Origin of the sequence: Acinetobacter sp. 22301 (genome assembly GCF_052045285.1) — a bacterium.
Lineage (GTDB): Bacteria > Pseudomonadota > Gammaproteobacteria > Pseudomonadales > Moraxellaceae > Acinetobacter > Acinetobacter pittii.
In genome coordinates this window covers 341,116-366,531 of sequence record NZ_JBQEOR010000003.1, presented here as the reverse complement: position 1 = coordinate 366,531, position 25,416 = coordinate 341,116, and the positions used below count along the sequence as shown (strand labels likewise).

Genomic DNA, 25,416 nt, shown 5'->3' with positions numbered 1-25,416 from the left:
TGACTTAAATTTCGCTCAAATAAACTTCGAGTAATTTAAACCAATCAATCAATGAAAATTATTTCGATTAATCAATCAGTAAAAATCCACACAAGTTGTTCTTCAATTCTCTTAATGATCTTCTTCCTGGTTCGTCACCAGCAAGCTAGGTCGGCTATATTACTCTTAATCTCTTAAAAGTCAACAGGTAATTTCGATATTTTTAAAACTTATCTCTCAAACCAACTTACCATCAAATTCATCACTTAAAGCAACCAACTCAATTCCAAGTAACTGTTTTTCAACAAGTTTCTATCTGCATCACCGCCGATGGATGTGCATTATAGACCATTAACTTACCTTTGCAACCCTTTTTTTAAATCAATATCATCAACTGGACAATTTTTAAGCTTTTTAGCATTTTATCTATATTATTTGATCAATTTTACATTGATAATAGGTTATCAATTTTGTATTAAAACATATCTCCACCCAACTGCACATTTAAGTATTAGCCTGGCTGGCGGTTAAGGAATTATATGAATTATTCTAATTTAATTTTACTAAGCTTATTATCTGTAGGTGTTTGTACCTCTTTATATGCTCAAGAAAATACTATAAGCGAATCTTCTGATGCTAGCTCATTAGAAGAAACAGCACCGACTCATACGCGCTCACAAATTATTAAAGATTTAAAAAATATTAAAGTTAAAGATTTAAAAATTAATGCGAATGCAGCACAACCAGATCCTGTAAAAGATCCATTACAGTCATTAAATCGTCCAATTTACTCATTTAACGACATGTTGGACCGAAATTTTTTACGTCCAGTTGCTGTGCAATATAGAGAAAAGACTCCAGAAGATGTACGTGGTTCTTATCGTCAGTTCCGCAAAAATCTTGGAGAACCTTGGAATGCTGTTAACCAGCTTATTCAAGGCCGCCCTGGCCGTGCGGCAAAAACCCTAGGTCGCTTTACAATTAATACATTAACTACTCTTGGTTTAGCTGACCCTGCCAGCCGTTTAGGTTTACCGACTGAAGAAGAGAATTTTGGTGTAACTCTCGGTTACTATGGTGTTCCTTCTGGCCCATTCCTGATGTTGCCTTTTTTCGGTCCAAGTACCTTACGTGATGGTTTTGGTTTAGCAGTAGACGCCCAAGCACGTCCACAGAAATATGTTATGGATGATCAAGATGGTCTTTATTGGTCAAGTAATATGTTACAAGCGGTTGATACGCGCGCTCAATATCTAGATCTAGATCAGACCTTACAAGGTGATCAATACGCCATGATTCGAGATTTATACCTCCAACGTAAAGCATTCCAAATTGCAGAGAAAAAGGGTGACTCAGCTGATGTATCTTTCATTGATGATGACTCAGAAGATACGCCAGATGAGAATCAAAACCCTTAAAAGATGAAATCGAGGTATTGCTCGGATTAAGAGTTCGGCAATACCTTGATTTTGATCATACATACTCTATGATGAATAAAGTGATCATATAAAAGGACTACCATCTCTTCTATGTATTTTATCAAACCGACACGCTCTATCCCTTATTTAGAGCAAGCTTTGGATAAATTGCCAGGCTTACAAGTCATTAACATAGATGATTTAGATTTATATGATCCAACCATCATTGCAATAGCAGATGTACGAGATTTCCTGACATATAAATGGAATTTACCAACGGTTGTCATTGCTTTTGAACATGAAGGTAGCGCTTTAGCTCAAGCTTGGGAAGCGGGTGCTCTTGCAGGTTGGGTATGGAATCAACTACCTAACGATTTAAATAAAGCATTATCAAGAATCGATGCCCAATATAAACGTAACCAAGATAGCCGCGATTTACCTTCGGCTGCTGAACTACAAAAAAGACTATTACCTAATCCAATTGATTTATTAAATTATCAAGTCGAAACTTTCTTTCAGCCTTCAGCTTATCTTTCTGGTGATTGGTATGACTACTGGAAATTAAATGATAAGGAAGTTTTATTCTATCTTGCCGATGTTTCAGGACATGGCGTAACTAGCAGCTTATTAACCTCTTGGATGGCAGCTTTCCATGGCCGCTCTAAAACCCCAAGACAATTAATAAAAAAATTAAATGGAATGTTGGTTCAAGAGAATATTGAAAAGCACATTACGATTGTGGTGGGTATTTTAAACCTTGAAACGCATACACTTCGTTGGTCAAGTGCTGGGCACTACCCTCCTCCTATCATTTTTGAACCCAATCAAGCTCCCAAAATTCTAACAACAAGTAGCTTCCCATTAGGCTTGACTGATGAACTCGAAGTTGAAGAGCATGTTTGTACATTAAATCACCAAGCACGTTTCATTGTTTGCTCAGATGGAGCACTTGAACCTTTTGATGGTGGGTTAAATGATCAGTTCCAACAATTGGTTCATCATTTGCAAAATCAATCATTCCAAGCACCCGATCATGTGGCTGATGACATTGCCATCTTCAGTCTTTGTCGAATGAATTAATTTACGAATCAATTAATTACATAATATACGACTTAAGGACTCTTGAGTCTGCGATGGCACTATGTGATAATTTTTCTATCCTTCTCTGAAAATGGCATTTATATGTCAACAGGTCATGTTGAATATGCAAGTTTAAATGGAACGCATATTTTCAAACTTATTGGTGAAGTGCGAGCCCATTCTTGTATAAGTCTAGACAAACTTTTAAACAGAATTGAACAGCAAGAGAATGTTGTTGGTGCAATCGTTGATTTAACCCAAACAACATTTATTGATAGTACGGTGTTAGGCATCCTGGCTAAGCTAGGTTTAAAGCTTAAACAAACTCATCATATTCAAGCTGTGATGCTATCTACCAATCCAGATATCACAACCTTAGCCAACAGTATGGGGCTAGGGCAGGTTTTTGTCATTTTGAATTACTGTGGCGATCCTAACGTTTGCACATTAACGTTAACTGATGAACAGATCACTCATAATGCAATGCTAAGAACAGTTCTGGATGCACATAAGACATTGATGAAACTCAATGCAAACAATCAGAACATGTTTGAGCCACTTGTGAAGCAGTTACAGAAAGAACAAGATACGCTTGAACAGGTATCAGATAAGCAAAATGCCTGACTTTAATCATTAAGCCGGATTATTAGAATATGACCCTTATTTCTGTTGCTCAAATGAACTCTCAAGATGATATTGAAAATAATTTTCAAGTCATTGAGTCGTTGATTCAACAAAGTAAGGCGCAAAATGCTAGCCTGATTGTTTTCCCCGAAAACTTTGTATGTTTTGCAGCTGGAAAACAACGCGAAACAGCTGAGCAATTTGAGTCTATTCAACAACGGCTTGAGAAGCTAGCACATCAATATCAAATCTGGATTGTGGCCGGTACCTTACCATGCCCATTTCGTCCAGATGGATCTACTATTCAAGATGGTCGAGTCCGGACGGTTAGTCTTTGTATTAGCCCTGAGCGTACAGAAGCACGTTATGATAAGATCCATTTATTTGATGTACAAGTGGGCGATGCGGTCGGTGGTTATCAAGAGTCTCGTTTTTTTGAACCTGGAACAGACGTAGTAGTCACATCTACCCCTTTTGGCAATATTGGCTTAATGGTATGTTATGACTTACGTTTTCCAGAGCTTGCTCTAACTCTGAGACAACAAGGCGCTCATATTCTGACTGCTCCTGCTGCATTTACTTATACAACTGGACAAATGCACTGGCAGCTTTTGCTACAAGCTCGGGCAATGGATAGCCAATGTTATGTTTTAGGCGCAGCACAACAGGGCTGGCATGGTGAAAAACGACAAACCTGGGGACACTCTGGGGCAACAGATAGTCGTGGTCAAATTTTAAGTATGATTGGATATGAAGGGAGTGGTTTAATCACTGTACCCTTTGATTTAACAGCACAAGAACTCGTCCGCTCTTCAATGCCTCTCATGACTCACCGTAAATTGATTCATTATTAAAAGTTTAATTATTCATGTGGAAATACTTATTTAGCATTTTTTGCTTGGGGGCAAATATTCATTGTTATGCAGAGCTTGGTACAACAAACTATTTTGTTTCGCCTACTGCACAGCTCAAATCAGATATTCTTCCAGAAACTCCTAAAAATATCCCCTTGCCCGCTTTTGGCCAAAGAATTATTGGTTGGGGTACAGGCGCAGAAGGTGCAAGACAACGTTTAGAAAATATTCAGCCAGCAGATGTTTCTGTGATTAAAAAACAAGGAACTACGCTTGAAATGATTACTGCATGGCAAGATTTTTATGAACAAGAGCAGCAACGTAATGCAAATAATCCTACTGCGAAGTATCGTGCGCGTTTAATGAAAAAGATTGCAGATTTGTGGTAAACACTTTCATCTAGACTATTTTTATCTTATGGAATAATTGATGTAATTATTCCATTTTTTATATCCCTTAATTTACTTTATTCATAACCTATTCTTATGAACATTTAAGAAACTGAATAGAACGCGATATACTACAAAAGCAATACTAGTTTCTTTGAGGAAGATATGGACCAAGACTGTCAAAACTTAAAGCTTGAGAATCAATTATGTTTCCTCATTTATTCAACGAATTTAGCGCTTAATCAACTCTACAGAAAACTTCTAGCACCTTTGGGCATTACCTATCCCCAATATTTAGTGATGTTAGTGTTATGGGAGCAGGATGAAGTGACTGTTTCAGAAATTGGAGCTAAACTTTTTTTAGAATCATCTACCCTCACTCCTATCTTGAAAAAGTTAGAAGCCTCTCATTTACTTCATCGTACCCGTTCAACTCAAGATGAGAGACAAGTGATTATTACGCTAAGTGATGAAGGAAAAAAATTAAAAGATCAAGCAATCCATATTCCATCAGGCGTATTAGAAGCAAGTTCATGTGATATGACAACACTACTAGGCCTTAAAGATCAACTTACTAAACTCCGTACAAACTTAGTCAAATAAACAGCAATTTTTTTAAAAATATACTTGTCAAAATAATTAAGTCGTGTACGATATATTTGTATTCAATTTATTTTAGGAATAAAAACGATGTCATTAGAAAAAGTTGTTTATCGTGCAAAAGCTAAAGCAACCGGTGGTCGTGATGGCCGTGCTACTTCATCAGACGGTGTATTAGATGTACAGCTTGGTGTACCTAAAGAAATGGGTGGCGCAGGTGGTGCTGTAACAAATCCAGAGCAACTATTCGCAGCTGGTTATTCAGCATGCTTTTTAGGTGCTTTAAAATTTGTTGCAAACCGCGATAAATTTAATATTAGTAAAGACGCTTATGTAGAAGGTGAAGTAGGTATTGGCCCAATTCCTACAGGTTTTAGCATCGAAGTAACTTTAAATGTTTACTTAGTGGGTATGGATCGTGAAGAAGCTGAAAAGTTAGTTGCAGCAGCCCACATTGTTTGCCCATATTCAAATGCAACTCGCAACAATATTGATGTGACGTTTAATATTGTGACTGAATAAGTTTTGATATTTAAAAAATGCCCGAATCAAATCGGGCATTTTTTACATCTTAAATATTATGCTTCACTTGCCTCATTAGTTACACGAAGCACTTCTTCGAGTGTAGTTTTACCTGCAAGTACTTTGCGCAAACCATCATCACGAATAGAACCTGAATACTCACGAGCATGATTTTCTAATTCATATTCAGCTGCATTACCATGAATCAGACGGCGCATGGGTTCATCAACTGGTACGATTTCATAAATCGCTGTACGTCCATTAAAACCTAAATGTGAGCAATGATCGCACCCTTTGGCTTCAGGTAACTGCAACAACGGTTTATTATGAATATGCTGAAAAACCTGTTTCTCAAAAGTATCGGCTTCACGCCATGTCATACAATGTGGACATAAAGTACGAACCAAACGTTGAGCAATCACCCCAATTAAAGAGCTTGATAATAAGAAGGGCTCAATCCCCATATCTTTAAGACGAGTAACTGCACCAATAGCTGTATTGGTATGTAGTGTTGATAAAACCAAATGGCCTGTTAAAGATGCTTGAACCGCAATTTCAGCAGTTTCCAGATCACGAATCTCCCCCACCATTACCACATCAGGATCTTGACGTAACATTGCTTTTAAAGCACGAGCAAATGTCATATCCACTTTGGTATTCACTTGTGTTTGACCAATACCTTCGAGTTGATACTCGATTGGATCTTCAGCAGTTAAAATATTACGAGTATTGTCATTTAGATCAGACAAAGCTGCGTATAAGGTGGTCGTTTTCCCCGAACCAGTAGGCCCTGTGACCAAAATAATACCGTGAGGACGATGCACTAACTGAGTTAAACGCTCATAGTCATTAGCCATTAAACCCAAGTGAGTCATGTTGAGTCGGCCCGCTTGTTTATCAAGCAAACGCATAACGACCCTTTCACCATGTGACGATGGCAAAGTTGAAACACGTACATCCACTTCACGACCAGCAAGACGTAAAGAAATCCGTCCATCTTGTGGTACACGTTTTTCAGCAATATCGAGCTTCGCCATAACTTTAATACGCGAAACCAGTAGAGGCGCCAGCTCACGGCGTGGTTGTACAATCTCACGTAGTTGACCATCTACACGTAATCGTACAGATAGTTTCTTTTCAAAAGCTTCAATATGAATATCAGAAGCCCCTACTCGAATTGCCTCAGAGAGTAGTGCATTGATCAGACGAACAATAGGTGCGTCATCTTCTTGGTCCATCAAATCTTCTGTTTCGGGAACCTGGTCGGCCAAACTCAATAAATCCGGATGGTCTTCTAAACCAGCTGCAACTTGTTGTGATTCCCCTGTATCACCTGCATAACTCGTACTTAAGAGCGTATTAAATTCTTGTTCAGTACATAATTGATAATGAGCTGGCTTACCCAAGATACGTCTTGCTTCCTGCAATGCAATTTTTTCAGTGTTTTGACGTCTAATAATAAATACCTGATCACCGTCATAACGAAATAAAACACCATGACGCTTGGCAAAACTATATGGAACTTGTATTTGTTTCAATATTTGCATCACAATTTATAATGATGAGTAAGATGATTTTGAGTGTACTCTAAGCAGATTACAGCGTGAAGTCTGTTTAACAACTCGGTAGAGGAATTTTGCGTCTTGTTTGAAAATAATGAATATCAGCCTCGCCCCCAGAATTCTTTAAAATGGTGGGGTGAACAGCACTTTGAAATTAACCAGTCCAAAGCATGGCAATTCGGTTCAATGCTCTTTCGTTTAACACGTGGCATAAAAGAATGGCGCATCGAATATTATCGCCCCTCTCTTCAAGACGATAATGAACAAGATTGGCACCCAATTGCCGATCCACATTTTGCCTTTCCGCATACGGTTCAAGTAGAACGTTACATGTTTCGAAAGACCAACCCAGAATTTTTACTGATGCCACGTCTGGCAGATCGTTCTGTGGTTATTAAACCAGTCGATCCTATTTATATTCCAGCAGGTCAACGTGGGACTCTATATATCAGCACACCATTATGGATTGCAGGCTTAGTTGAAAGTCAGCATGAACCTTTGTTTGAGATTCCTGTGATTCAGCCTAAAGATACGTGGTTTGGTCCTAATGCGCAGCAAGGAGAAATCTGTTATGCCACTTCCGTGGATGGCCGTACTGATTTGAATCTATTAACACCACGCGCTTTCCGTGCTGTTACTCCAATCGACTTTCACAACACAAGTAATCATCAATTACGCTTTGATCGTATGAATGTGCCAGTTACCGCCCTTCCTCTTTTTTATAGTGAAAGTACAGGTCGTTTATGGACTTCTCAAATTAAAGTTTATTATGAGGGTTCTGATCGTCCGGCACGTATTCGTATTGAAAATCGTACGCCACCTCTTGCTGGTGAAGTGACCTATGTTCACCCACCACGCTCACCTGGTGGAGCATTATTTAATATGTTTGATTCATTCTTTTAAGAGGTTTATATGGCTGATTCAAATATTCCAAAAGATATCGCTGATAGCCTCAAAAGTATATTTACCAATATCAATACCGAACGTATTAGTGAAATTTTAGTCGCTGTTGTACTGTGTTTCATTGGCTTTGTTCTTGCTCGTATTATTTCGAATACGTTTATTAGAACCATTGGCTCACGTTTTAATGCTCACCAACGCCTTGTATGGCGCCGTGGTATTTTTTATTTCATTTTCTTACTCTTCATCATGACAAGTTTGAAAGAAGCTGGGTTCAAACTTAGTGTATTCCTCGGTGCAGCAGGGATTTTAACTGTAGCACTCGGTTTTGCATCGCAAACATCTGCCAGTAACTTGATTAGTGGTTTATTTTTGATTGGTGAAGGTTCATTTGAAGTCGGTGATACGATCCAGATTACTCTCATTCGTGGTAATACCATTGAAGGCGAAGTCATTTCAATTGATTTGCTTTCGGTAAAATTACTTACACTCGACAATGTCTATATTCGTTTGCCGAATGAACAGCTTATTCGTGCGCCTGTACATAACCTGTCTAAATATCCGATACGGCGCATCCCAATTACGCTCGCAATCAACTTTCACGAAGATATTATTAAAGTACGTGAGGTTTTACTGAATGTAGCAGCTCATTACCCTCTCGTACTGGATGATCCCAAACCTGCAGTTACAGTTACCGCGTTCAGAGAATCATCAATTGAGCTTTTATTCACAATGTGGTGTCGACAAGAGAACTCTTTAAAAGTTCGAGATGAAATGCAAGAACGAATCCGAAATGGATTCTTAGATAACCGAATTGAAATTCCTGTTCCTAAAATGGGCTTGATTGATCGACCGTCTACCGGTTTTGCTGAAGACGATATCGATCAATATAGCAATCAAAAAGAATTAAAACGAGAGCCTAAAGCTTAGGCTCTTGATTCTTCTGCGCGGTAGACGACGGGGGTAATGGCGCAAGATAAGCAATAATTAACATTACTCCACCTGCTCCAATAAACGAAATGACTCGAGTTAATGTCGCACTTTGTGATAGATCAAGCAAAATCAACTTTAATACCACAATACCTAAAAGTGCAGCACCTACAAACCAGAGTTGACGAATCATTTTACGGCTTGAGAATGTAGTTAATACAAATGCCAAAATGACCCAAAGCAATGTCAAACTTAACTGCACTTCACCATTCGTCCAAATTGCTAAGCCCCATAGTGGCGTTCCCCAATAATGATGTAAGCCCCTAACGACCACACTACTGAATACCAATAACCCAGCTAAAATTGTTGTAATTTTAAAAGTCCACTCCAGTGATTTATCTTGATCAAAAGCATGTTGATAAATAATAAAGAGCAGACCTGCAAATACTATAATAGAAAGAAAATCGGTTAAATTAAATAAAGGAACAAAATAAAGGTACTCAGCAGAGTGGCGATCAATGCTCACAACTAGCAACCAAATTAAGTTTAAACACCAAACAGGAATTTGATGCAACAATGTAGTTTTATGAGCCTTATACGCCCAAAGCGAATAAACCACAGGAATAAAAGCCAGAGCAACAACTGGCATTTTTGGAAAGATCGCCAAACCAACTATTGCTAACGCCAACCAGCTTAAACCAGCCCAGACATTTAAGTACCCAGACTCATCCGACTGCGGTTGAGCCATAAGAAATAAGGCACTTAGAATAATGGTAGCGACTAGGAAAGAACTCTGCCGTAATAGATCGGTCCATTTAAACAGAATGAATACTTGACTGGTAAAGGCTTCACCCAAAACTAAGAACAGTAACAAGCTAATTAAAATTAACTGCAAACTTTGCCATTGCACACGAAGTTTATAGTGAACAACTGCACTAAATATTGCGATTAGAACTACGGCGAACATCAAATATGGACTCAAAGAATGATGATGCCATGTCATTATTTCTACACCAGCTACAGCACCTGCATACATCCCTAAACACAAGAAAATGCCACTAAACATGCTTGCGCTAAAATAGCGTTGCTCTTTACTATTGTATTGCAGTAAATAAAAGGCAGAAATAAATTGGGCAATTGCATAGATGCTTGTGCTTAGCGTTGGGAACTCTTCATTTGCCCACACTTGATAAAACAGTGCAATAGAGCTAAGTAAAACTAAAACTACACCAATATATCGGCTTAAACGGTAGCGCTCAGTTACTCCCCACACAATTAAAGCAGTACCTTGAGCAACCCAACCAATTGCTGTCCAATGTGCTCCTTTTGCAAGCGGGAAAATTAAGGCAAAAAACGCAACCGCGAGAATGAAAAAGCTTTTTGCAAGGACCGAAAGCTGTGGATGAGTTTTTTTAATCCAGAAAGTTAATACTGCATAGGTACCTGCCAAGACGGCTGCACCAATCGTCAATGCTTGTGTAGACTCATGTACTAAGTAGGCATGAAGGGTAAAGCCCAGTACTGGCACACTAAAAATAAGACCAACATCCAAGAGCGGACGTAAGCGAATACCTTCTTGTTTTTCATTTGCTGACGTCCGAGATATATTTTGGCTATAACGGACACTAAGCCAAATAAACAGCGCGATATGGCACCACAAAATCCAGTCTAATGTATTAAATTTTGCGGGTTCTGCATAAAATGCGATTGCACTACCACCAATAAACATTGTGGCAAAAAAAGCTATTTGATTTAAGATTTTCCAAGGCTGAATAAAATTAACCGCAGCAACTGCTAAGTTAATTACTAAGTAATAGCTAAATAAGAAGGTTACATCAGGGCGATATTGCGGAATAACTAAAGGAGCCGCATAAGCCATACCAAGTGCTAATATTGCCAAATAAATAGCTTGTTGTTTTAAGCTCAGGAATACTGTAATAGCTAATAAAATCGTAAACAGAATACTCGCTGTAGTTAGGTTGGCAATTACACCAAAATGATGAGAGAACACAAGTGTCAGGAATACAACAGCCAGCCCGACACCTTGCAGTGCCACAGCAAAAAGCTGATTTTTCTTTTGCAATGTATACCCAAATGCCGTTAACACACCTCCAGCAATCGCAATAAATCCAAGTTTCACACCTAAACTAAGTTGCCAATGCTCGCTTGCAAAACGTAATAGCAACACGACCCCAACCATAAGCACAGCAACAGCAACTCTTAAGATTGGATTACCATGAATCATCCAATCTACGGCTGGTTGCCACCATGCGGTCTGAACATGTGCTGGTTGTTCTGTTTGATTTAAAGGTGCCGTTCCCGCTGGGACTAGCGTGTCTGTATTATTGGAACTAACTTGTTCTATTACAGGATTTATAACTTCTGTTTGTATGGTCTCATTTACATGAACAGTTTGTTTTGCTGACTCGAGGTATAATAGTCGAGTATGAAATGCACTGATGGTTTGAATCAAACATAGCAATAAAACCAGTAAAGCCCCACCAGCAATCCACATCCAATGATTGATATAAGCAACTAATGCAACCAAGGCTGCTGCATAAATCACTGTTCTTTGCATGTGAATAGAATAAAGTGGCGTTTTCTGCTGAGAAAACTGCTGTTCTAAATGAGTTAAACGCTCATGTAGATTTGACAGTAATTGAACTAGAATGACAGTAAGTGCAATAGATAAAGCAATAACAGCACTCTGAAATTTAAAACCAATTGAAATGGCTAAAAACAAAGTCAAAGCGATCAAAACAATGATCATTCCCTGTTTGTCTTTTTTATACATGGGCTTAGCAATATGACACCTTCATTACAGGTCATCTTACTTCAAGCCAATACAAGCGTATATTTATACATACAAAATACTGCAAAAATCATAAACCTGCATTCATAGCCGTTTTCACGTAAAATACCCCTAATTCAAATTAAGGAATTGTTCAATGCCACCATTTGTCTTGGTTGATGGGTCCTATTTTTTATTTCGTGCATATCATGCATTACCACCATTGACGACCTCTACAGGGTTACATACCAATGCAATACGTGGGGCAATTTCTGCCATTCAAAAATTAATGCGCCGTATGCAGCCAACACATATGGCCGTCATTTTTGATACGCCTGAGCCAACTTTCCGCCACAAGCTTTCACCTATTTATAAAGGTGATCGCCCTACCATGCCGGAAGAGTTATCTCAACAGATTCCATATTTGCATGCATTGATTAAAGCTCAGGGGATTCCTTTATATAGTCTTCCGGGTGCAGAGGCAGATGACATTATCGGTACACTCGCTAAACGCGCCGTACTCGAAGGCCATCATGTACTTATCTCAACTGGAGATAAAGACATGGCTCAGCTCGTCAATGATCATGTAAAACTTGAAGATAGCTTTAAAGATCGCGTCATGGATACCGACGGGGTATTTGAAAAATTTGGTGTTTGGCCAAATCAAATTATCGATTACTTAACCCTTATGGGCGATGCGTCTGATGGCATCATGGGTGTACCTGGCGTAGGTGCAAAAACTGCAGCTAAGTTACTAACTGAATATGGCACTTTAGACAATATTATTGCCAATGCAGACCAACTTAAAGGCAAACTTAGCCAAAATATTAAAGATAACTTAGACAATATTAAGCTTGACCACCAGTTAGCTAGTATCGTCTGTGATCTTCCTTTAGAACTCGATTGGCATGAGTTAAAACTTACTGATCCAAATGTAGAGGCTCTACGTAATCTTTATACTGAGCTTGAGTTTAGAAACCAATTACAGTCGCTTGATCATCCAAACAATCCAAATAGCTCAAGCTATAAACAACAAGCTTCACAGACTATTGTTCAAAATGAAGTTAAACCTGCTGAATCTATAGAAACTGAAGATCAAGCAAGCTTAACCAGTCAAGATGACCAGCTTGGAACTGCAAATTATCACACTGTTTTAACCCAAGAAGCATGGGATCAGCTCTGGCAACGTATGCAAAATGCCGATCATTTTGCTATTGATACAGAAACTACAAGCCTTGATTACCGTATTGCCGAGATGGTTGGCTTTTCAATCGCATTTGATGCGAAAGATGCCTACTATGTTCCATTAGCGCATGATTATGAAAATGCGCCGCAGCAACTGGATCGTGACCAAATTCTGGCTCAAATTAAGCCTGTGCTAGAAAATGAAGCAGTTAAAAAAATTGGGCATCACCTTAAATATGATGCGCATATCTTTGCCAATCATGGCATAGAACTTAAAGGCTGGTATTTCGATAGCATGCTTGCATCTTATGTATTGAATGCAGCAGCAACTCGTCACGGCATGGATGATGTAGCGCGTGTCTACTTGAGTCACTTGACCACTACCTTTGAACAAATTGCTGGTAAGGGTGCTAAACAAAAGACTTTCAATCAAATTGAGATTGAAGTTGCTGCTCACTATGCTGCAGAAGATGCTCATGTGACTTATCGTTTGTATGAAGTGCTTTCAAACAAACTTAAGCCATTTCCTGAGCTAGAAAATATTTTATATAACATCGAAATGCCAGTTGCCCGTATTTTATCGGGTATGGAAGAAGATGGTATTCGTCTAGATCATGCCTTCTTAGATAAATTAAGTGTTGAATTTGCAAAAACAATGGAAGGGCTTGAAAATCAAGCGATGGAAATTGCAGATGAAACTTTTAATATTGCTTCACCTAAACAAGTAGGTGAAATCCTATTTGATAAATTAGGAATCAAAGGCGGTAAAAAAACTGCAACTGGACAATACAGCACCAGTGAAAGTGTTTTAGAAAAAATTGAACATCCTTTAGCGGAAATTATTCTAGAGCATCGTGGTTTAGCAAAGCTAAAAAGTACCTATACTGATCGTCTAGTTGAGCAATCTCATAACGATACGCATCGCGTACATACAAGTTATCACCAAGCGCTCACAGCAACAGGTCGCCTCTCCTCTTCAGATCCTAACTTACAAAATATTCCAATTCGTAGACAAATTGGGCGTCAAATTCGTAAAGCATTCATTGCGCCAGAAGGTCGAGTATTATTGGCTGCCGATTACTCGCAAATTGAATTACGTTTAATGGCCCATTTTTCTCAAGATGATGCTTTAGTACATGCGTTCCAGCACGGACAAGATGTTCACCGCCGTACTGCTGCAGAAGTATTGGGTATTGCTATCGAAGATGTGACCAATGACCAACGCCGTCAAGCGAAAGCAGTTAACTTTGGCCTACTTTATGGTATGTCTGAGTTTGGTTTGATTCGTCAATTAGGCTTTACACGTCAAGAATCACAAAACTATATTAAGCAATATTTCCAACGCTATCCTGGCATCTATGAATATATGCAACGCACACGTCAAGTTGCATCAGAGCAAGGTTTTGTTGAAACTATTTTAGGTCGTCGTCTTTATACACCAGATATTGATGCACGAAATGTAATGGTACGTAAGGCTGCCGAACGTGCTGCAATTAATGCGCCTTTACAAGGTAGTGCTGCTGATATCATTAAACTCGCAATGATTGAAGTCGATAAAATCTTGCCAAAAGATCAAGCCAAACTACTACTTCAAGTACACGATGAATTAGTATTTGAAGCAGATCAAAACATTGCCGAAGAGCTCTCTAAGCAAATCGCGACTGTCATGGAATCTGTAGTAAAAATTTCTGTGCCTTTAGTCGTTGAAGTTGGACAAGGCCAAAACTGGGATGATGCCCATTAATTAGCAGAAATAAAAAAGGGCTGTATTAACAGCCCTTTTTTATTGCCTTAACTTAAAGCCCCGTTAAAAGAACTTTTGCAACTTCATTCATTAAGATCTCGGCAATATAAAGCGCCAAAAACGCCAAAATTGGAGATAAGTCAATCATTCCCATATTAGGCAATAAACGACGGAATGGCGCGAGTAATGGTTCAGCTAAATCTTGAATCACTTCAATATAAGGTGAACGCGATTGAGTAAACATAACCACCCAACTCAAAATAATTGTCGCGAAAATTAAATAACGGCAGAAACGAATTAGGTCCTGAATCATCGTCACAAATGTCAGAATCACTAAGTGAACCGGACTATTTGGCATAGAACCAGAAAGATACATCACGCCAAAAATTTTCAGCAAATATAAAATAATTAAAAGAACCAACGCAGCCAAATTAAATCGGCCTTTTGCGACCGTCGGAAAAATTCGGCCAAAAATATCAACAATTTTAGTCGCCTTTACAGTCGATAAAACCACAGGATTATAAGGACTTACTGCCGCCAATTGCATTAAAAAACGGAAAAAGACCAATAAAATCGCGACATTAATTAAAATTCCAAAAATTAGCGCAGAATTTGCACCCATAGTTGTCTTATCCTATTTAAGCTATTTCGCACTGTCACTCAATTCTTGAGCCAATTCTTGACTACGCTTCTGTGCAGCAGCCAATGCAGATTGAATATTTTGGGAGATTTGTGCACGGTCAAAAACTTCAAGTGCAGCTTGAGTTGTGCCATTTGGCGATGTCACATTCTTACGAAGTTCAGAAGGAGTGTTTGAACTAGTAATTGCCATTTGAGCTGCACCTAATGCCGTTTGAAGAGTCAACGCAGTTGCAACTTTTTCATCAAGTCCTAAATTTTTACCCGCACGGATCATACTTTCCATGAGATAGAAGAAATATGCAGGACCTGAGCCAGAAACCGCTGTTACCGCATCAATTTGAGCTTCGGAGTTTACCCAAATTGTTAAGCCTGTGGCTGCTAAAATCTGACTTGTTAATTCACGATCCGAAGTACCTACTACATCATTTGCATAGATACCATGTGCACCCGTCTGAACTAGAGCTGGCGTATTTGGCATAACTCGAACAATTCGATTGCTATCAATTAAGTTTGATATCGTTTGGATTTCAGCACCAGCAATAATTGAAATAACCAATTTATCTGATAACAGTCCTTTTAGAGGACGTAAAACAGTCGCCAAAACTTGTGGTTTTACTGCCAGTACAACGACATCAGCATTTTTAATTGCAGCTACATTATCTTGTGTCACATGGACTTCTTTTTCTTGCAATAATTGACGTATTTGCTCAACAGGATCTGAAACGGTAATACGTGTTGGCGGTAACCCTCTTGAAATGAGCCCACCAATCAAAGCTTGGGCCATATTACCACCACCAATAAAACAGATATTACTATTTACTGCACTTGTCATAACCATCTTCGCCATTTACCAGATTACAAGAATAAGAAATTAAATCTGGTTGCCATCCTCCTTGCTCACAATACGGAGACTGAGCCAACCAAAATCCTTTCGGTGTAAAAACCCCAAGCATAACATTATCTATGACTAATATTTGAATTGTATGACGAAGCCAAGGCAAAATATGTGCTTCTTGAATTGCTTTTTTTAATGGCCATTGCCCAACACGACCATATAAATGGACCTTTTCACCACCTTGGCGTCGAATTATTTTTAATTTTTTATTTAATAAAGATGCAGACAACCCCATATTTTTTTGAGTTATTTGAAAATATCCTGAAGCACAATCCACTATTTCCCCTAGTTGAAAATGATGCTCCGTCTCGGTTTCAACTGGGTTTAATTTTTCAGCAAGAAAAACTTGTCTACTCAACCGATAAAGATAATGTTGATAACGGACATAATAAAACTGGTTCCAATGTAATGCCGCTTGTGCATCAGACTTAGAAGCAATTACTTCATTTTTTAACCGCTCAACCATTTCAAATGCAGGCCGATATTGTCCATCACCTTTCATCCAAACTGAAAGCAATTGGCGCTGTCGAGCAGAAGATAGTTTTAATAGCCGAGTTAAATCCAAACATTCGTCCGTACCACAATTTTGCAAATCAACTTTTAGAACTTCTTCTAAAATTTCAGAAGCATCTTGCATCAAATAGCTAGTACGACTAAGTGCTTGCTGCATTTTTGGAAATCGGTTTTGTAAGAAGGGCCAAAGTTCTTCACGCGACCATGCCCGATCATAATGTATATCGTAATTTGTAGGATCATCTACATACTCAATCTCAAGTTGAGTAGTCCACTCGGCAATCTGCTCACGGGTTAAATCCAAAAAAGGGCGCCAAATTGTCATATCTACACGATGATCAATAGACTGCATAGCAGCAAGCCCATCAACACCTGTACCCGACAATAAACGCAATATTACCGTTTCAGCCTGATCTTGCTGATGATGAGCGAGCACTAAAATTTCATTGGCTTGCAAATGTTGTAGATAAGCTTGATAACGCGCCTGACGTGCTTGAGCTTCCAAATTACCGTCAGTAACTTGAACTTTTTGAATGGTATAAGGAATATTTAAATGAGTCGCTTGTTTAGCAACGAGTTCGCCCCACTCTGCGCTTTTTGATTGCAGTTGATGATCTATGTAAATTATTCGGATCTTATGAGGGAAAATTTGAGACATCAAATGTAGTAGCAGCATTGAATCCATGCCACCACTACATCCAATAAGAAAAGTACTATTTTCTGAAAACTCTTGAGCCTGTTTTAAGACGCAATGCCTAAATTTTCGCTGCCAAACTTCATTAAACGTTGATAACGTGCTTCGCATCGTTCATTTGCATCCATTGGTAGCAACTCATCCAAAGCTTGCTTCAAAACTACTTTTAGGTTTTGCATGACTTGCTCAGGGTCTAAATGAGCACCTTCGCCTTCATCTACTACATATTCAACAATACCTAGAGATTGTAATTTATCTGCTGTCAAACCTAAAGCTTCACTTGCTTGAGCCGCTTTTTCAGCAGTTTTCCACAAAATAGATGCACAGCCTTCTGGTGAAATCACAGAATAAATACTATGCGACAACATAATTACTCGGTCAGCAACACCAATACCTAAAGCACCACCAGAACCGCCTTCACCAAGTACTGTTGCGACAACAGGAACTTTCAAACTTGAAAGTTGAGCAAGGCTAGTTGCAATTGCTTCAGCTTGTCCACGCTCTTCAGCACCAACACCTGGATAAGCACCCATAGTATCAATAAATGTGAAGACCGGAAGGTTAAAGCGCTCTGCCATATCTAATAGGCGTTGAGATTTACGGTAACCTTCTGGGTTAGCCATACCGAAGTTGTGCTTTAATTTTTCACGGGTACTACGACCACGGTGTTGGCCAATAACCATCACAGGTTGACCATCAAAACGAGCAAGACCACCTACCATCGCACCATCGTCACCAAACAAACGATCACCATGCAAGGCATCAAACTCTGTAAAGATTTCACCGACATAATCTAGAAACTGCGGACGATCAGGATGACGTGCAATTTGAACCGTTGTCCACGCTTTGGACTGAGTAGCTTTTTTCATAGGTCGAATATTATCCCTTTAATCGATAAATTTTTCCGACTGAATATTCAATTCAATGTCCCAATGCTTAAACTGCTCTTGCTCATCATGCAAGTCGGCAACTAACAATGGCCATTGTTTGGCATCACCAGAAACACTAAGTTGCCATTGTTGATCATTTATGATGGTCAGTTCAATGGCAGGAAGCATCTGATCACTTCGACTATGGTTGAGTAAAACTGCTAGGCGAAGTAATAAACATAGATAAAGTAATTTATTACCACCAGCCTTCAAAATTTCATTTTTCACATCATTTCGTAATTTACGACGGTGGTGAGCGACTAAATGTGAAAGGTGATTTTGATCAATTTGTGAGAAGCCTGGAATATCAGAATGCTGCAATAAATAAGCACCATGACGGTGATAACCACCATGGCTAATTGCTAAACCAATTTCATGCAAATAGGCAGCTCGACGCAGTAAGTCACTGTCTTCACTCGTTAAATTAAGAGATTCCGCAACACCATCAAATAATTGCTGTGCTGTATTTACAACCCGTTCTGCTTGTTTTGGATCTGCGTTATAACGCCCCATTAAGGCCTGTACACTACGATCACGGATATCTTCATGTTTAAAACGACCTAATAGGTCATACATGACTCCTTCACGTAATGCACCATCAGAATATGCCAAACGATCAATTTCTAAAACTTCGAAAACTGCGTACAAAATTGCCAATCCGGCTGGCAAAACTGCTCGTCGGTCTTCTCTTAACCCTTCAAAATCAATTTCAGAAATATTTTTAAACTTAAGTAATTTATCTTTGAGTTTATATAACCCTTCTCGAGTGACGTTTTCTTGCTCGTCACTCAAGCCCATATTCACCATAATTTGGCGGCAAGCTTTAATCGTTCCACTAGAACCAACGACAGTATCCCAACCTTCCATTTTATATGTTGTTGCAATAGCTGAAAGTTCTTTACGGGCAGCAACTACTGCTTTATCAAAGGCTTTTTGTGTGATTTCACCATCAGCAAAGTAGGCTTTTGTATAAGCCACACATCCCATTTGCAATGACTCTGTATAAATAGGTTCAAACTCTTCACCAATAATGAACTCAGTAGATCCACCACCAATATCAACGACTAAGCGACGTCCGCCATTAGCCATCGTGTGAGATACACCAAGGTAAATCAGTCGTGCTTCTTCACGACCTGCAATAATTTCAATAGGTTTGGGTAAAATTTCAGCTGCTTTTTGAATAAACTCATGGCCATTTTTGGCCTGACGTAAAGCATTGGTTGCCACAATTCTTAAACGATTGGGTTGAACAGAACTTAAACGTCCCACAAAACGAGCTAAACATGCTAATCCACGTTGTTGTGCTGCTTCTGTTAAATTTTTATTTTCATCAAGACCAGCCGCAAGCTGTACTTTTTCTGACATTGAAGCCACTTTTTTAACTTCACCGTGATCTACCCGTGCAATTGCAAGGTGAAAACTGTTCGACCCCATATCTATGGCAGCAAGTAATTCTTCATCAATCAGAAAATCAGACATTATTGAACTAAACCCATAACAATTCACGCCTAGAGTAATTCACAAGAATGCAATTGAAAAGCCATTTTCATCAACAATTAATAGACATCGATATTTTTCTATTTGTTAAACGATTGTACAAGCCGATGATGAATATCGTGAGCACCCATTAGACAAATTTAGTTAAGCCTTGAATAATAGCATCAAACCCTTACATTGAACTAAGTAGCTATGTAATACTGATAGAGATAATTTCTCCTGTAATAGCACTTTTTTCTAAAAATTGGAGCCGTACTATGTCTGCGACTATTGTAAATACAACTGATGATAACTTCCAAGCAGATGTTTTAGATGCTGAAACCCCTGTACTTGTTGACTTCTGGGCAGGATGGTGTGCACCTTGTAAAGCAATCGCACCTGTTCTTGAAGACCTATCAAGTGAATATGCTGGTAAAGTAAAAATTGTTAAAGTTGATGTGACTTCTTGCGAAGATACAGCAGTGAAATACAACATCCGTAACATTCCTGCTTTACTACTTTTTAAAAATGGTGAAGTTGTAGCTCAACAAATTGGTGCTGTACCTCGCTCTAAACTTGTTAGCTTTATTGATGAAAACGTTTAAGTCAAAATGCTAAAAAAGAAAATACGCTATACTTTTTTATAGCGTATTTTTTTCGCCTATAAATTGACAAATTTGCTAGGCTGGCTTATATTGCATGCTCAAGAGGCACTGAAGGGAATCATCTTCGTCCGGCTTCTTACAAGACACAAACATAAAGATCGCCACTCGGCAACAGAAATTGTTTTTTCACATTTCTCTTCGAAACAATTAATCAGACTTCTGAATTGTTATTGTGTAAATACAATTGCGATAATCTTTTTTGTATGCGAGCGATTTTTCTCCTTTTTAAACCACACTCTACTCTTTCCTAATTCTGACCCTTATGAATTTAACTGAACTCAAGAAAAAACCAATCGGCGAACTAATTAAAATTGCTGAATTTATGGGCCTGGAAGGTATGGCTCGTAACAGAAAGCAAGATATTATTTTTGCCATTTTGAAACGCCATGCGATGAATGGCGAAGAAATTTTTGGTGATGGCGTTCTCGAAATTCTCTCTGATGGTTTTGGTTTTTTGCGTTCTGCCGCAGGTTCGTATTTAGCAGGTCCGGATGATATTTATGTGAGTCCTTCACAGATCCGACGCTTTAACTTGCGTACAGGTGATACCATCACAGGTACTATTCGCCCTCCAAAAGAAGGTGAGCGTTATTTTGCGTTGCTCAAAGTTAACCAGATTAACTATGACACGCCAGAAAATTCTCGAAATAAAATTTTATTTGAAAACTTAACTCCCCTTTTCCCGACCGAACAATTGGTTATGGAATTAGGTAATGGTACGACAGAAGACTTAACTGCTCGTGTCGTTGATTTAGTTGCACCAATTGGTAAAGGCCAACGTTCTATTATTGTTGCACCGCCGAAAGCGGGTAAAACAATGTTACTTCAAAATATTGCTCAATCGATTGTTAGAAACAATCCAGAAGTATTCTTGATTGTTCTATTAATTGACGAACGTCCAGAAGAAGTAACTGAAATGGAGCGTACTGTTCGCGGTGAAGTTATTGCCTCAACATTTGATGAAGCACCGGCTCGCCATGTACAAGTTGCAGAAATGGTAATTGAAAAAGCTAAACGTCTTGTTGAGCATAAAAAAGATGTTGTGATTCTTCTTGACTCTATTACTCGCCTTGCACGTGCTTATAACACAGTAATCCCATCATCAGGCAAAGTGTTAACTGGCGGTGTAGACGCTCATGCATTAGAGCGCCCTAAACGTTTCTTCGGTGCAGCACGTAATATCGAAGAAGGTGGTTCACTTACGATCATCTCTACTGCTTTGATTGAAACAGGCAGTAAAATGGATGATGTAATTTATGAAGAATTCAAAGGTACAGGTAACCAAGAGATTACGCTTGATCGCCGTATTGCTGAAAAACGTGTCTTCCCTGCTATGAATATCAAAAAATCTGGCACACGTCGTGAAGAGCGTTTAATGGATGAAGATAAATTACGCAAAGTATGGATCCTCCGTAAGCTACTTCACCCTATGGATGAATTAGCAGCAATGGAATTCTTACTCGACCGTATGAAAGAAACGAAAACAAACGATGATTTCTTTGATCAAATGAAACGTAAAGCTTCAACTTAAGTGATCAAGCTTTCAAAAAAGCCACTCTTTTGAGTGGCTTTTTATTTGGTTGACAAGCTTTACACAAAAATACATTTTGCTAATTTTTATGTAAAATTATTTATAAGTTTTTGATAATAAATATTTTTGCATAAAAAAGCTTAATTTTTTTAGTAGCTTACCTCTACCTTTTCCAATATATAGGAGCTGATTAATTGTTTTTTTCTGTTAAAAAACAGTCTGTTTTTCTCTTTTTCATACGTTTTTTTGACAGACGACAGTAGTATTTCAGCATTTGCAGTGATAGCATAGCGGCAGACCAGTTAGACTGCTCCATGCGTTGTTACCTAGCTACGTTTTAGGAATAATAAAAGCAAAACAGTCCAACTTAGGTTTTTTTAATCTCAAATCTTTTTTGTGAGAGTGATGCCATGTTATTCAAAAAATTCGCTGTTGCTGCTGCTGTTGCTGCTACTTTAGCTTTCGTTGGTTGTTCTAAGAAAGAAGAAGCTCCTGCTGCTGCTTCTGAAGCTGTAGCTGCTGCTTCTGAAGCTACTGCTGCTGCTTCTGAAGCTGCTGTAGCTGTTGACGCTGCTGCTTCTGAAACTGCTGCTGCTGCTTCTGACGTTGCTGCTGCTGCTTCTGACGTTGCTGCTGCTTCTGCTGCACACTAATCTATATTCTAGATTAGATAAAAAAGAGGACATTTTGTCCTCTTTTTTTATATCTAAATTTTGATTTTCTAAGATTAAGCGGTCCTATATTGCTGCCCAATAAACTATAAAAGCTATTTAAAATATAAAAAAAGCAGATCAATCGATCTGCTCATTTCCAACGCGCTGTCTAAACTTCTGACCCGCTCTGAACGTAACTACACGGCGCGCAGAAATTGGAATTTCCTCGCCTGTCTTAGGGTTACGTCCTGGGCGTTCGCGTTTATCTCTTAATTCGAAATTACCAAAACCAGAAAGCTTAACCTGCTCCCCTGCAATAAGCGCTTGGCTAATCTCGTCGAAGAACAACTCGACCATTTGTTTTGCTTCACGGCGATTTAAGCTGGTTAACTCACTTAAATGATCAGCCATGTCTGCTTTAGTTAATGCTGTCATGAGGCCCTCAATGTCGCTTGATAAGTGTTTTCCAACACTTGGATTATATTGTCCATACCAGATTTAATTTCAGCATCTTCAAGCGTACGTGAAGGATGTTGCCATAATAATGCAAACGCCAATGAGCGCTTACCTTCTTCGACACCCTGCCCCGTATACACATCGAATAACCATGTAGAGTCTAAAAGCTCTCCACCAGTTTTTTCGATTAACTGCTGAATATCTCTAACATTTATATTATCAGAGATTAAAAGCGCGATATCACGTCTAATCGAAGGAAAACGTGATAATTCTGTAAAATTAGATACATAAGATTGCAAAACGGCTGTTTGATTAAGTTCAGCAACCCAAGTTGTGCTTAAATCTAGCTCATTTTCTAAAGATGGATGCAGACGGCCTAAATAACCAATTGATTGCCCATCAACTAAAATTTCAGCAGACTGCCCTGGATGCAACCATGCACGCTCTGAACGTACATATTCAACTTTGACACGACCAGCAGCTAAAATCTCTTCAATTTCTCCTTTGAAGTCGAAGAAATCCATTGGCTGAGGCTTAACATGCCAAGATTCTAGTTGTTGCGAGCCAACTGCCACTAAAGCTAAAGTTGGAATCTGTTTTAGATCCTCAATACTTTTAGCATCTTGATAATCAAAACGAAGTCCTAATTCAAAGAAACGAACACGACTTTGTTGACGGTTGAGATTATATTGTACGCAAGGGATTAAACTTGAAAGTAGAGTACTACGCATTGCAGCCAAATCACTTGAAATTGGATTTGCTAGCATTAACGGATTTACTTGTGGGTTCAATTGCTTTTCAAGTTTTGCATCAGCAAAGCTAAAACTAATTGCTTCTTGATAGCCTAAAGTGACGATAGTTTGGCGTAACTCTGCAATTTCAAATCGGTCTTGATATTTAGCTAATTGAACATCCATGCTTGGTAAGCTAATTTGGATATTGTCATAACCATCAATACGTGCCACTTCTTCAATTAAGTCTTGATAAATAGCCATGTCATAGCGATGTGATGGAGGTACTACATTCCACTCACCTTCAGCTTTAACAGTTACTTCACACCCTAGTCGAGTTAAAGCATCTGCAATGAAATCAGCCGTCAATTGATATCCCAACAATTGGTCTACCTGAGCTTGTTTCAGTTCAATTGCTTCACGCTTTGGTAAAATTTCAGTTTTTTCAGCCACAGTAATTGGACCAAATTCACCACCTGCCAACTCTTGAATAAGCTGCGAAGCACGGTTCATGGCAATTAACGGCAACTCAAAATCTACACCACGTTCATAACGCTGAGAAGAATCAGTATGCAAGCCAAAACGGCGAGCACGTCCAGCAATAGCAAGTGGCGCGAAGAAAGCACTTTCTAGGAAGATATCGGTAGTATTATCAGTTACGCTTGATGCTAAACCACCCATAATTCCAGCAATTGCCAAAGCTTTCTGGTCATCAGCAATCACCATAATATCTTCTTGTAATTCAACTTCTTGATCATTAAGGAGTTGTAATTTTTCTTGTGGCTGAGCTTGACGCACATGTACAGTCCCTTCGATTTTAGCTAAATCGAAAGCATGCATTGGCTGACCCAGTTCCATAAGGACATAGTTCGTCACATCAACCAAAATGCTGTGCGTGCGAATTCCTGAACGAGCTAAAGCCTGCTCCATCCACTCAGGAGTAGCAGCTTTAACATTTACGTTTTTAATTACACGTCCTAAATAGCGTGGAGCACCTTCAGTGCTGATCACTACTTTCTTCTCATCAGCAATTGTCGCTTCAACTGATTTAATATCAGGTTCATTCATTTGCAGTTGGTTAATTACTGCAATCTCACGAGCGATACCACGGATACTGAAACAGTCACCACGGTTTGGTGTAATACTGATATCGATGACGTTATCATCGAGTTTTAAGTATTCACGGATGTTTACCCCTACTGGAGCATCGGTAGGTAACTCAAGCAAACCATCGATTTTATCTTCAAGATCAATTTCAGAAGCACCACAAAGCATGCCTTGTGACTCAACTCCACGAAGTTTACCTTTTTTGATTTTGAAATCACCCGGTAATACAGCACCAATCGTTGCAACTGGAGCTTTCATGCCAGCACGAACATTCGGTGCCCCACAAACAATTTGTAAAGGCTCGCCCGAACCAATATTAACTGTCGTTACACGCAAACGATCTGCATCTGGATGCTGCTCAACTGTTAAAACTTCGCCGACCACGACACCAGTAAATGGCTTGGCAACAGGTGCAAGTTCGTCAACTTCAAGACCAAGCATAGTTAACTGATCAGACAATGTCTCACTATCAATTGCTGGGTTAACCCATGTGCGTAGCCAATTTTCGCTAATCTTCATCTTTATAAACCTTTTTTAATCCTGAAA

Annotated in this window: 23 protein-coding genes; 13 read left to right on the top strand and 10 right to left on the bottom strand. The window is 38.9% G+C overall.

Annotated elements, in window-relative coordinates; translation table 11 throughout:
• Positions 1 to 518: 518 nt before the first annotated feature.
• From ACTJJH_RS08195 to ACTJJH_RS08165, 7 genes are all read left to right on the top strand, one after another.
• Positions 519 to 1,397 (top strand): MlaA family lipoprotein, encoded by an 879-nt coding sequence (locus ACTJJH_RS08195; protein ID WP_017399935.1) that lies wholly within the window; start codon positions 519 to 521, stop codon positions 1,395 to 1,397.
• A 111-nt stretch (positions 1,398 to 1,508) separates the two neighbouring features.
• Complete coding sequence (gene gigA / locus ACTJJH_RS08190; RefSeq protein WP_416698791.1) at positions 1,509 to 2,477, top strand: RsbU family protein phosphatase GigA; 969 nt, start codon at positions 1,509 to 1,511, stop codon at positions 2,475 to 2,477.
• Between the two features lie 102 nt (positions 2,478 to 2,579).
• A complete protein-coding gene (gene gigB / locus ACTJJH_RS08185) occupies positions 2,580 to 3,101 on the top strand; it encodes an anti-anti-sigma factor GigB (RefSeq protein WP_002117273.1) in 522 nt (173 codons plus the stop codon).
• A gap of 29 nt (positions 3,102 to 3,130) precedes the next feature.
• A complete protein-coding gene (locus ACTJJH_RS08180; RefSeq protein ID WP_005066320.1) occupies positions 3,131 to 3,955 on the top strand; it encodes a carbon-nitrogen hydrolase family protein in 825 nt (274 codons plus the stop codon).
• A gap of 14 nt (positions 3,956 to 3,969) precedes the next feature.
• The gene (locus ACTJJH_RS08175) at positions 3,970 to 4,344 is read left to right on the top strand and encodes a DUF4951 domain-containing protein (protein WP_440600976.1); all 375 of its coding nucleotides are present in this window, start codon (positions 3,970 to 3,972) and stop codon (positions 4,342 to 4,344) included.
• 165 nt (positions 4,345 to 4,509) lie between these two features.
• Positions 4,510 to 4,947: a MarR family winged helix-turn-helix transcriptional regulator gene (locus tag ACTJJH_RS08170; RefSeq protein WP_005804299.1), complete on the top strand. Its 438-nt coding sequence runs from the start codon at positions 4,510 to 4,512 to the stop codon at positions 4,945 to 4,947.
• Between the two features lie 87 nt (positions 4,948 to 5,034).
• Positions 5,035 to 5,466: an organic hydroperoxide resistance protein gene (locus ACTJJH_RS08165; protein ID WP_002117290.1), complete on the top strand. Its 432-nt coding sequence runs from the start codon at positions 5,035 to 5,037 to the stop codon at positions 5,464 to 5,466.
• Between the two features lie 56 nt (positions 5,467 to 5,522).
• Here ACTJJH_RS08165 and gspE read toward each other — a convergent pair whose 3' ends face one another.
• Positions 5,523 to 7,013, bottom strand: coding sequence for a type II secretion system ATPase GspE (gspE, locus tag ACTJJH_RS08160; RefSeq protein WP_016803110.1), 1,491 nt, complete (start codon positions 7,011 to 7,013; stop codon positions 5,523 to 5,525).
• Between the two features lie 96 nt (positions 7,014 to 7,109).
• Between gspE and ACTJJH_RS08155 the strand changes: the two genes are divergently transcribed.
• Positions 7,110 to 7,931: a hypothetical protein gene (locus ACTJJH_RS08155; RefSeq protein WP_002117309.1), complete on the top strand. Its 822-nt coding sequence runs from the start codon at positions 7,110 to 7,112 to the stop codon at positions 7,929 to 7,931.
• Positions 7,932 to 7,940: 9 nt separating this feature from the next.
• The gene (locus ACTJJH_RS08150; protein ID WP_005066312.1) at positions 7,941 to 8,858 is read left to right on the top strand and encodes a mechanosensitive ion channel family protein; all 918 of its coding nucleotides are present in this window, start codon (positions 7,941 to 7,943) and stop codon (positions 8,856 to 8,858) included.
• Here ACTJJH_RS08150 and ACTJJH_RS08145 read toward each other — a convergent pair.
• A complete protein-coding gene (locus tag ACTJJH_RS08145; RefSeq protein WP_440600975.1) occupies positions 8,848 to 11,652 on the bottom strand; it encodes a DUF2339 domain-containing protein in 2,805 nt (934 codons plus the stop codon). The two genes, ACTJJH_RS08150 and ACTJJH_RS08145, sit on opposite strands and share 11 nt — an antisense overlap.
• A 154-nt stretch (positions 11,653 to 11,806) precedes the next feature.
• On the opposite strand from ACTJJH_RS08145, the gene polA reads away from it, so the two are divergent.
• Positions 11,807 to 14,578, top strand: coding sequence for a DNA polymerase I (polA, locus tag ACTJJH_RS08140; RefSeq protein ID WP_238517061.1), 2,772 nt, complete (start codon positions 11,807 to 11,809; stop codon positions 14,576 to 14,578).
• 52 nt (positions 14,579 to 14,630) lie between these two features.
• Here polA and ACTJJH_RS08135 read toward each other — a convergent pair whose 3' ends face one another.
• The 5 genes from ACTJJH_RS08135 to ppx are packed head-to-tail and all read right to left on the bottom strand — an operon-like array spanning position 14,631 to position 19,730.
• Positions 14,631 to 15,200, bottom strand: a complete 570-nt coding sequence (locus ACTJJH_RS08135; RefSeq protein WP_000501183.1) for a YggT family protein — start codon at positions 15,198 to 15,200, stop codon at positions 14,631 to 14,633.
• A 21-nt stretch (positions 15,201 to 15,221) separates the two neighbouring features.
• On the bottom strand, positions 15,222 to 16,058 hold the full coding sequence (gene proC / locus ACTJJH_RS08130; protein ID WP_005804294.1) for a pyrroline-5-carboxylate reductase: 837 nt from the start codon (positions 16,056 to 16,058) through the stop codon (positions 15,222 to 15,224).
• Entirely contained in the window at positions 16,033 to 17,433 is a 1,401-nt protein-coding gene (gene tilS, locus ACTJJH_RS08125; protein WP_284091150.1) for a tRNA lysidine(34) synthetase TilS, read from the bottom strand. Before tilS ends, proC begins: the two co-directional genes overlap by 26 nt.
• Positions 17,370 to 18,191 carry an acetyl-CoA carboxylase carboxyltransferase subunit alpha gene (locus ACTJJH_RS08120; RefSeq protein ID WP_005066304.1) on the bottom strand — a complete coding sequence of 274 codons (822 nt, stop codon included), beginning with the start codon at positions 18,189 to 18,191 and terminating at the stop codon, positions 17,370 to 17,372. The genes tilS and ACTJJH_RS08120 overlap by 64 nt, the downstream gene beginning before the upstream one ends.
• Before the next feature lie 18 nt (positions 18,192 to 18,209).
• Complete coding sequence (ppx, locus tag ACTJJH_RS08115; protein ID WP_014208409.1) at positions 18,210 to 19,730, bottom strand: exopolyphosphatase; 1,521 nt, start codon at positions 19,728 to 19,730, stop codon at positions 18,210 to 18,212.
• Between the two features lie 275 nt (positions 19,731 to 20,005).
• Here ppx and trxA point away from each other — a divergent pair, with 275 nt between their 5' ends.
• Complete coding sequence (gene trxA, locus ACTJJH_RS08110) at positions 20,006 to 20,332, top strand: thioredoxin (RefSeq protein WP_002054512.1); 327 nt, start codon at positions 20,006 to 20,008, stop codon at positions 20,330 to 20,332.
• Between the two features lie 322 nt (positions 20,333 to 20,654).
• Positions 20,655 to 21,923 carry a transcription termination factor Rho gene (rho, locus tag ACTJJH_RS08105; protein WP_002117304.1) on the top strand — a complete coding sequence of 423 codons (1,269 nt, stop codon included), beginning with the start codon at positions 20,655 to 20,657 and terminating at the stop codon, positions 21,921 to 21,923.
• 190 nt (positions 21,924 to 22,113) lie between these two features.
• On the opposite strand, the gene ACTJJH_RS08100 is transcribed toward rho, so the two are convergent.
• Positions 22,114 to 22,239, bottom strand: a complete 126-nt coding sequence (locus tag ACTJJH_RS08100; RefSeq protein WP_002117184.1) for a hypothetical protein — start codon at positions 22,237 to 22,239, stop codon at positions 22,114 to 22,116.
• Positions 22,240 to 22,333: 94 nt separating this feature from the next.
• Between ACTJJH_RS08100 and ACTJJH_RS08095 the strand changes: the two genes are divergently transcribed.
• Entirely contained in the window at positions 22,334 to 22,576 is a 243-nt protein-coding gene (locus tag ACTJJH_RS08095) for a hypothetical protein (RefSeq protein WP_017387628.1), read from the top strand.
• A 138-nt stretch (positions 22,577 to 22,714) separates the two neighbouring features.
• Here the strand turns inward: ACTJJH_RS08095 and ACTJJH_RS08090 are convergent, their stop codons facing one another.
• Both ACTJJH_RS08090 and pheT read right to left on the bottom strand, forming a co-directional pair.
• Positions 22,715 to 23,011 (bottom strand): integration host factor subunit alpha, encoded by a 297-nt coding sequence (locus ACTJJH_RS08090; RefSeq protein ID WP_000126166.1) that lies wholly within the window; start codon positions 23,009 to 23,011, stop codon positions 22,715 to 22,717.
• Entirely contained in the window at positions 23,008 to 25,389 is a 2,382-nt protein-coding gene (pheT, locus tag ACTJJH_RS08085) for a phenylalanine--tRNA ligase subunit beta (RefSeq protein WP_440600974.1), read from the bottom strand. Before pheT ends, ACTJJH_RS08090 begins: the two co-directional genes overlap by 4 nt.
• Positions 25,390 to 25,416: the final 27 nt, after the last annotated feature.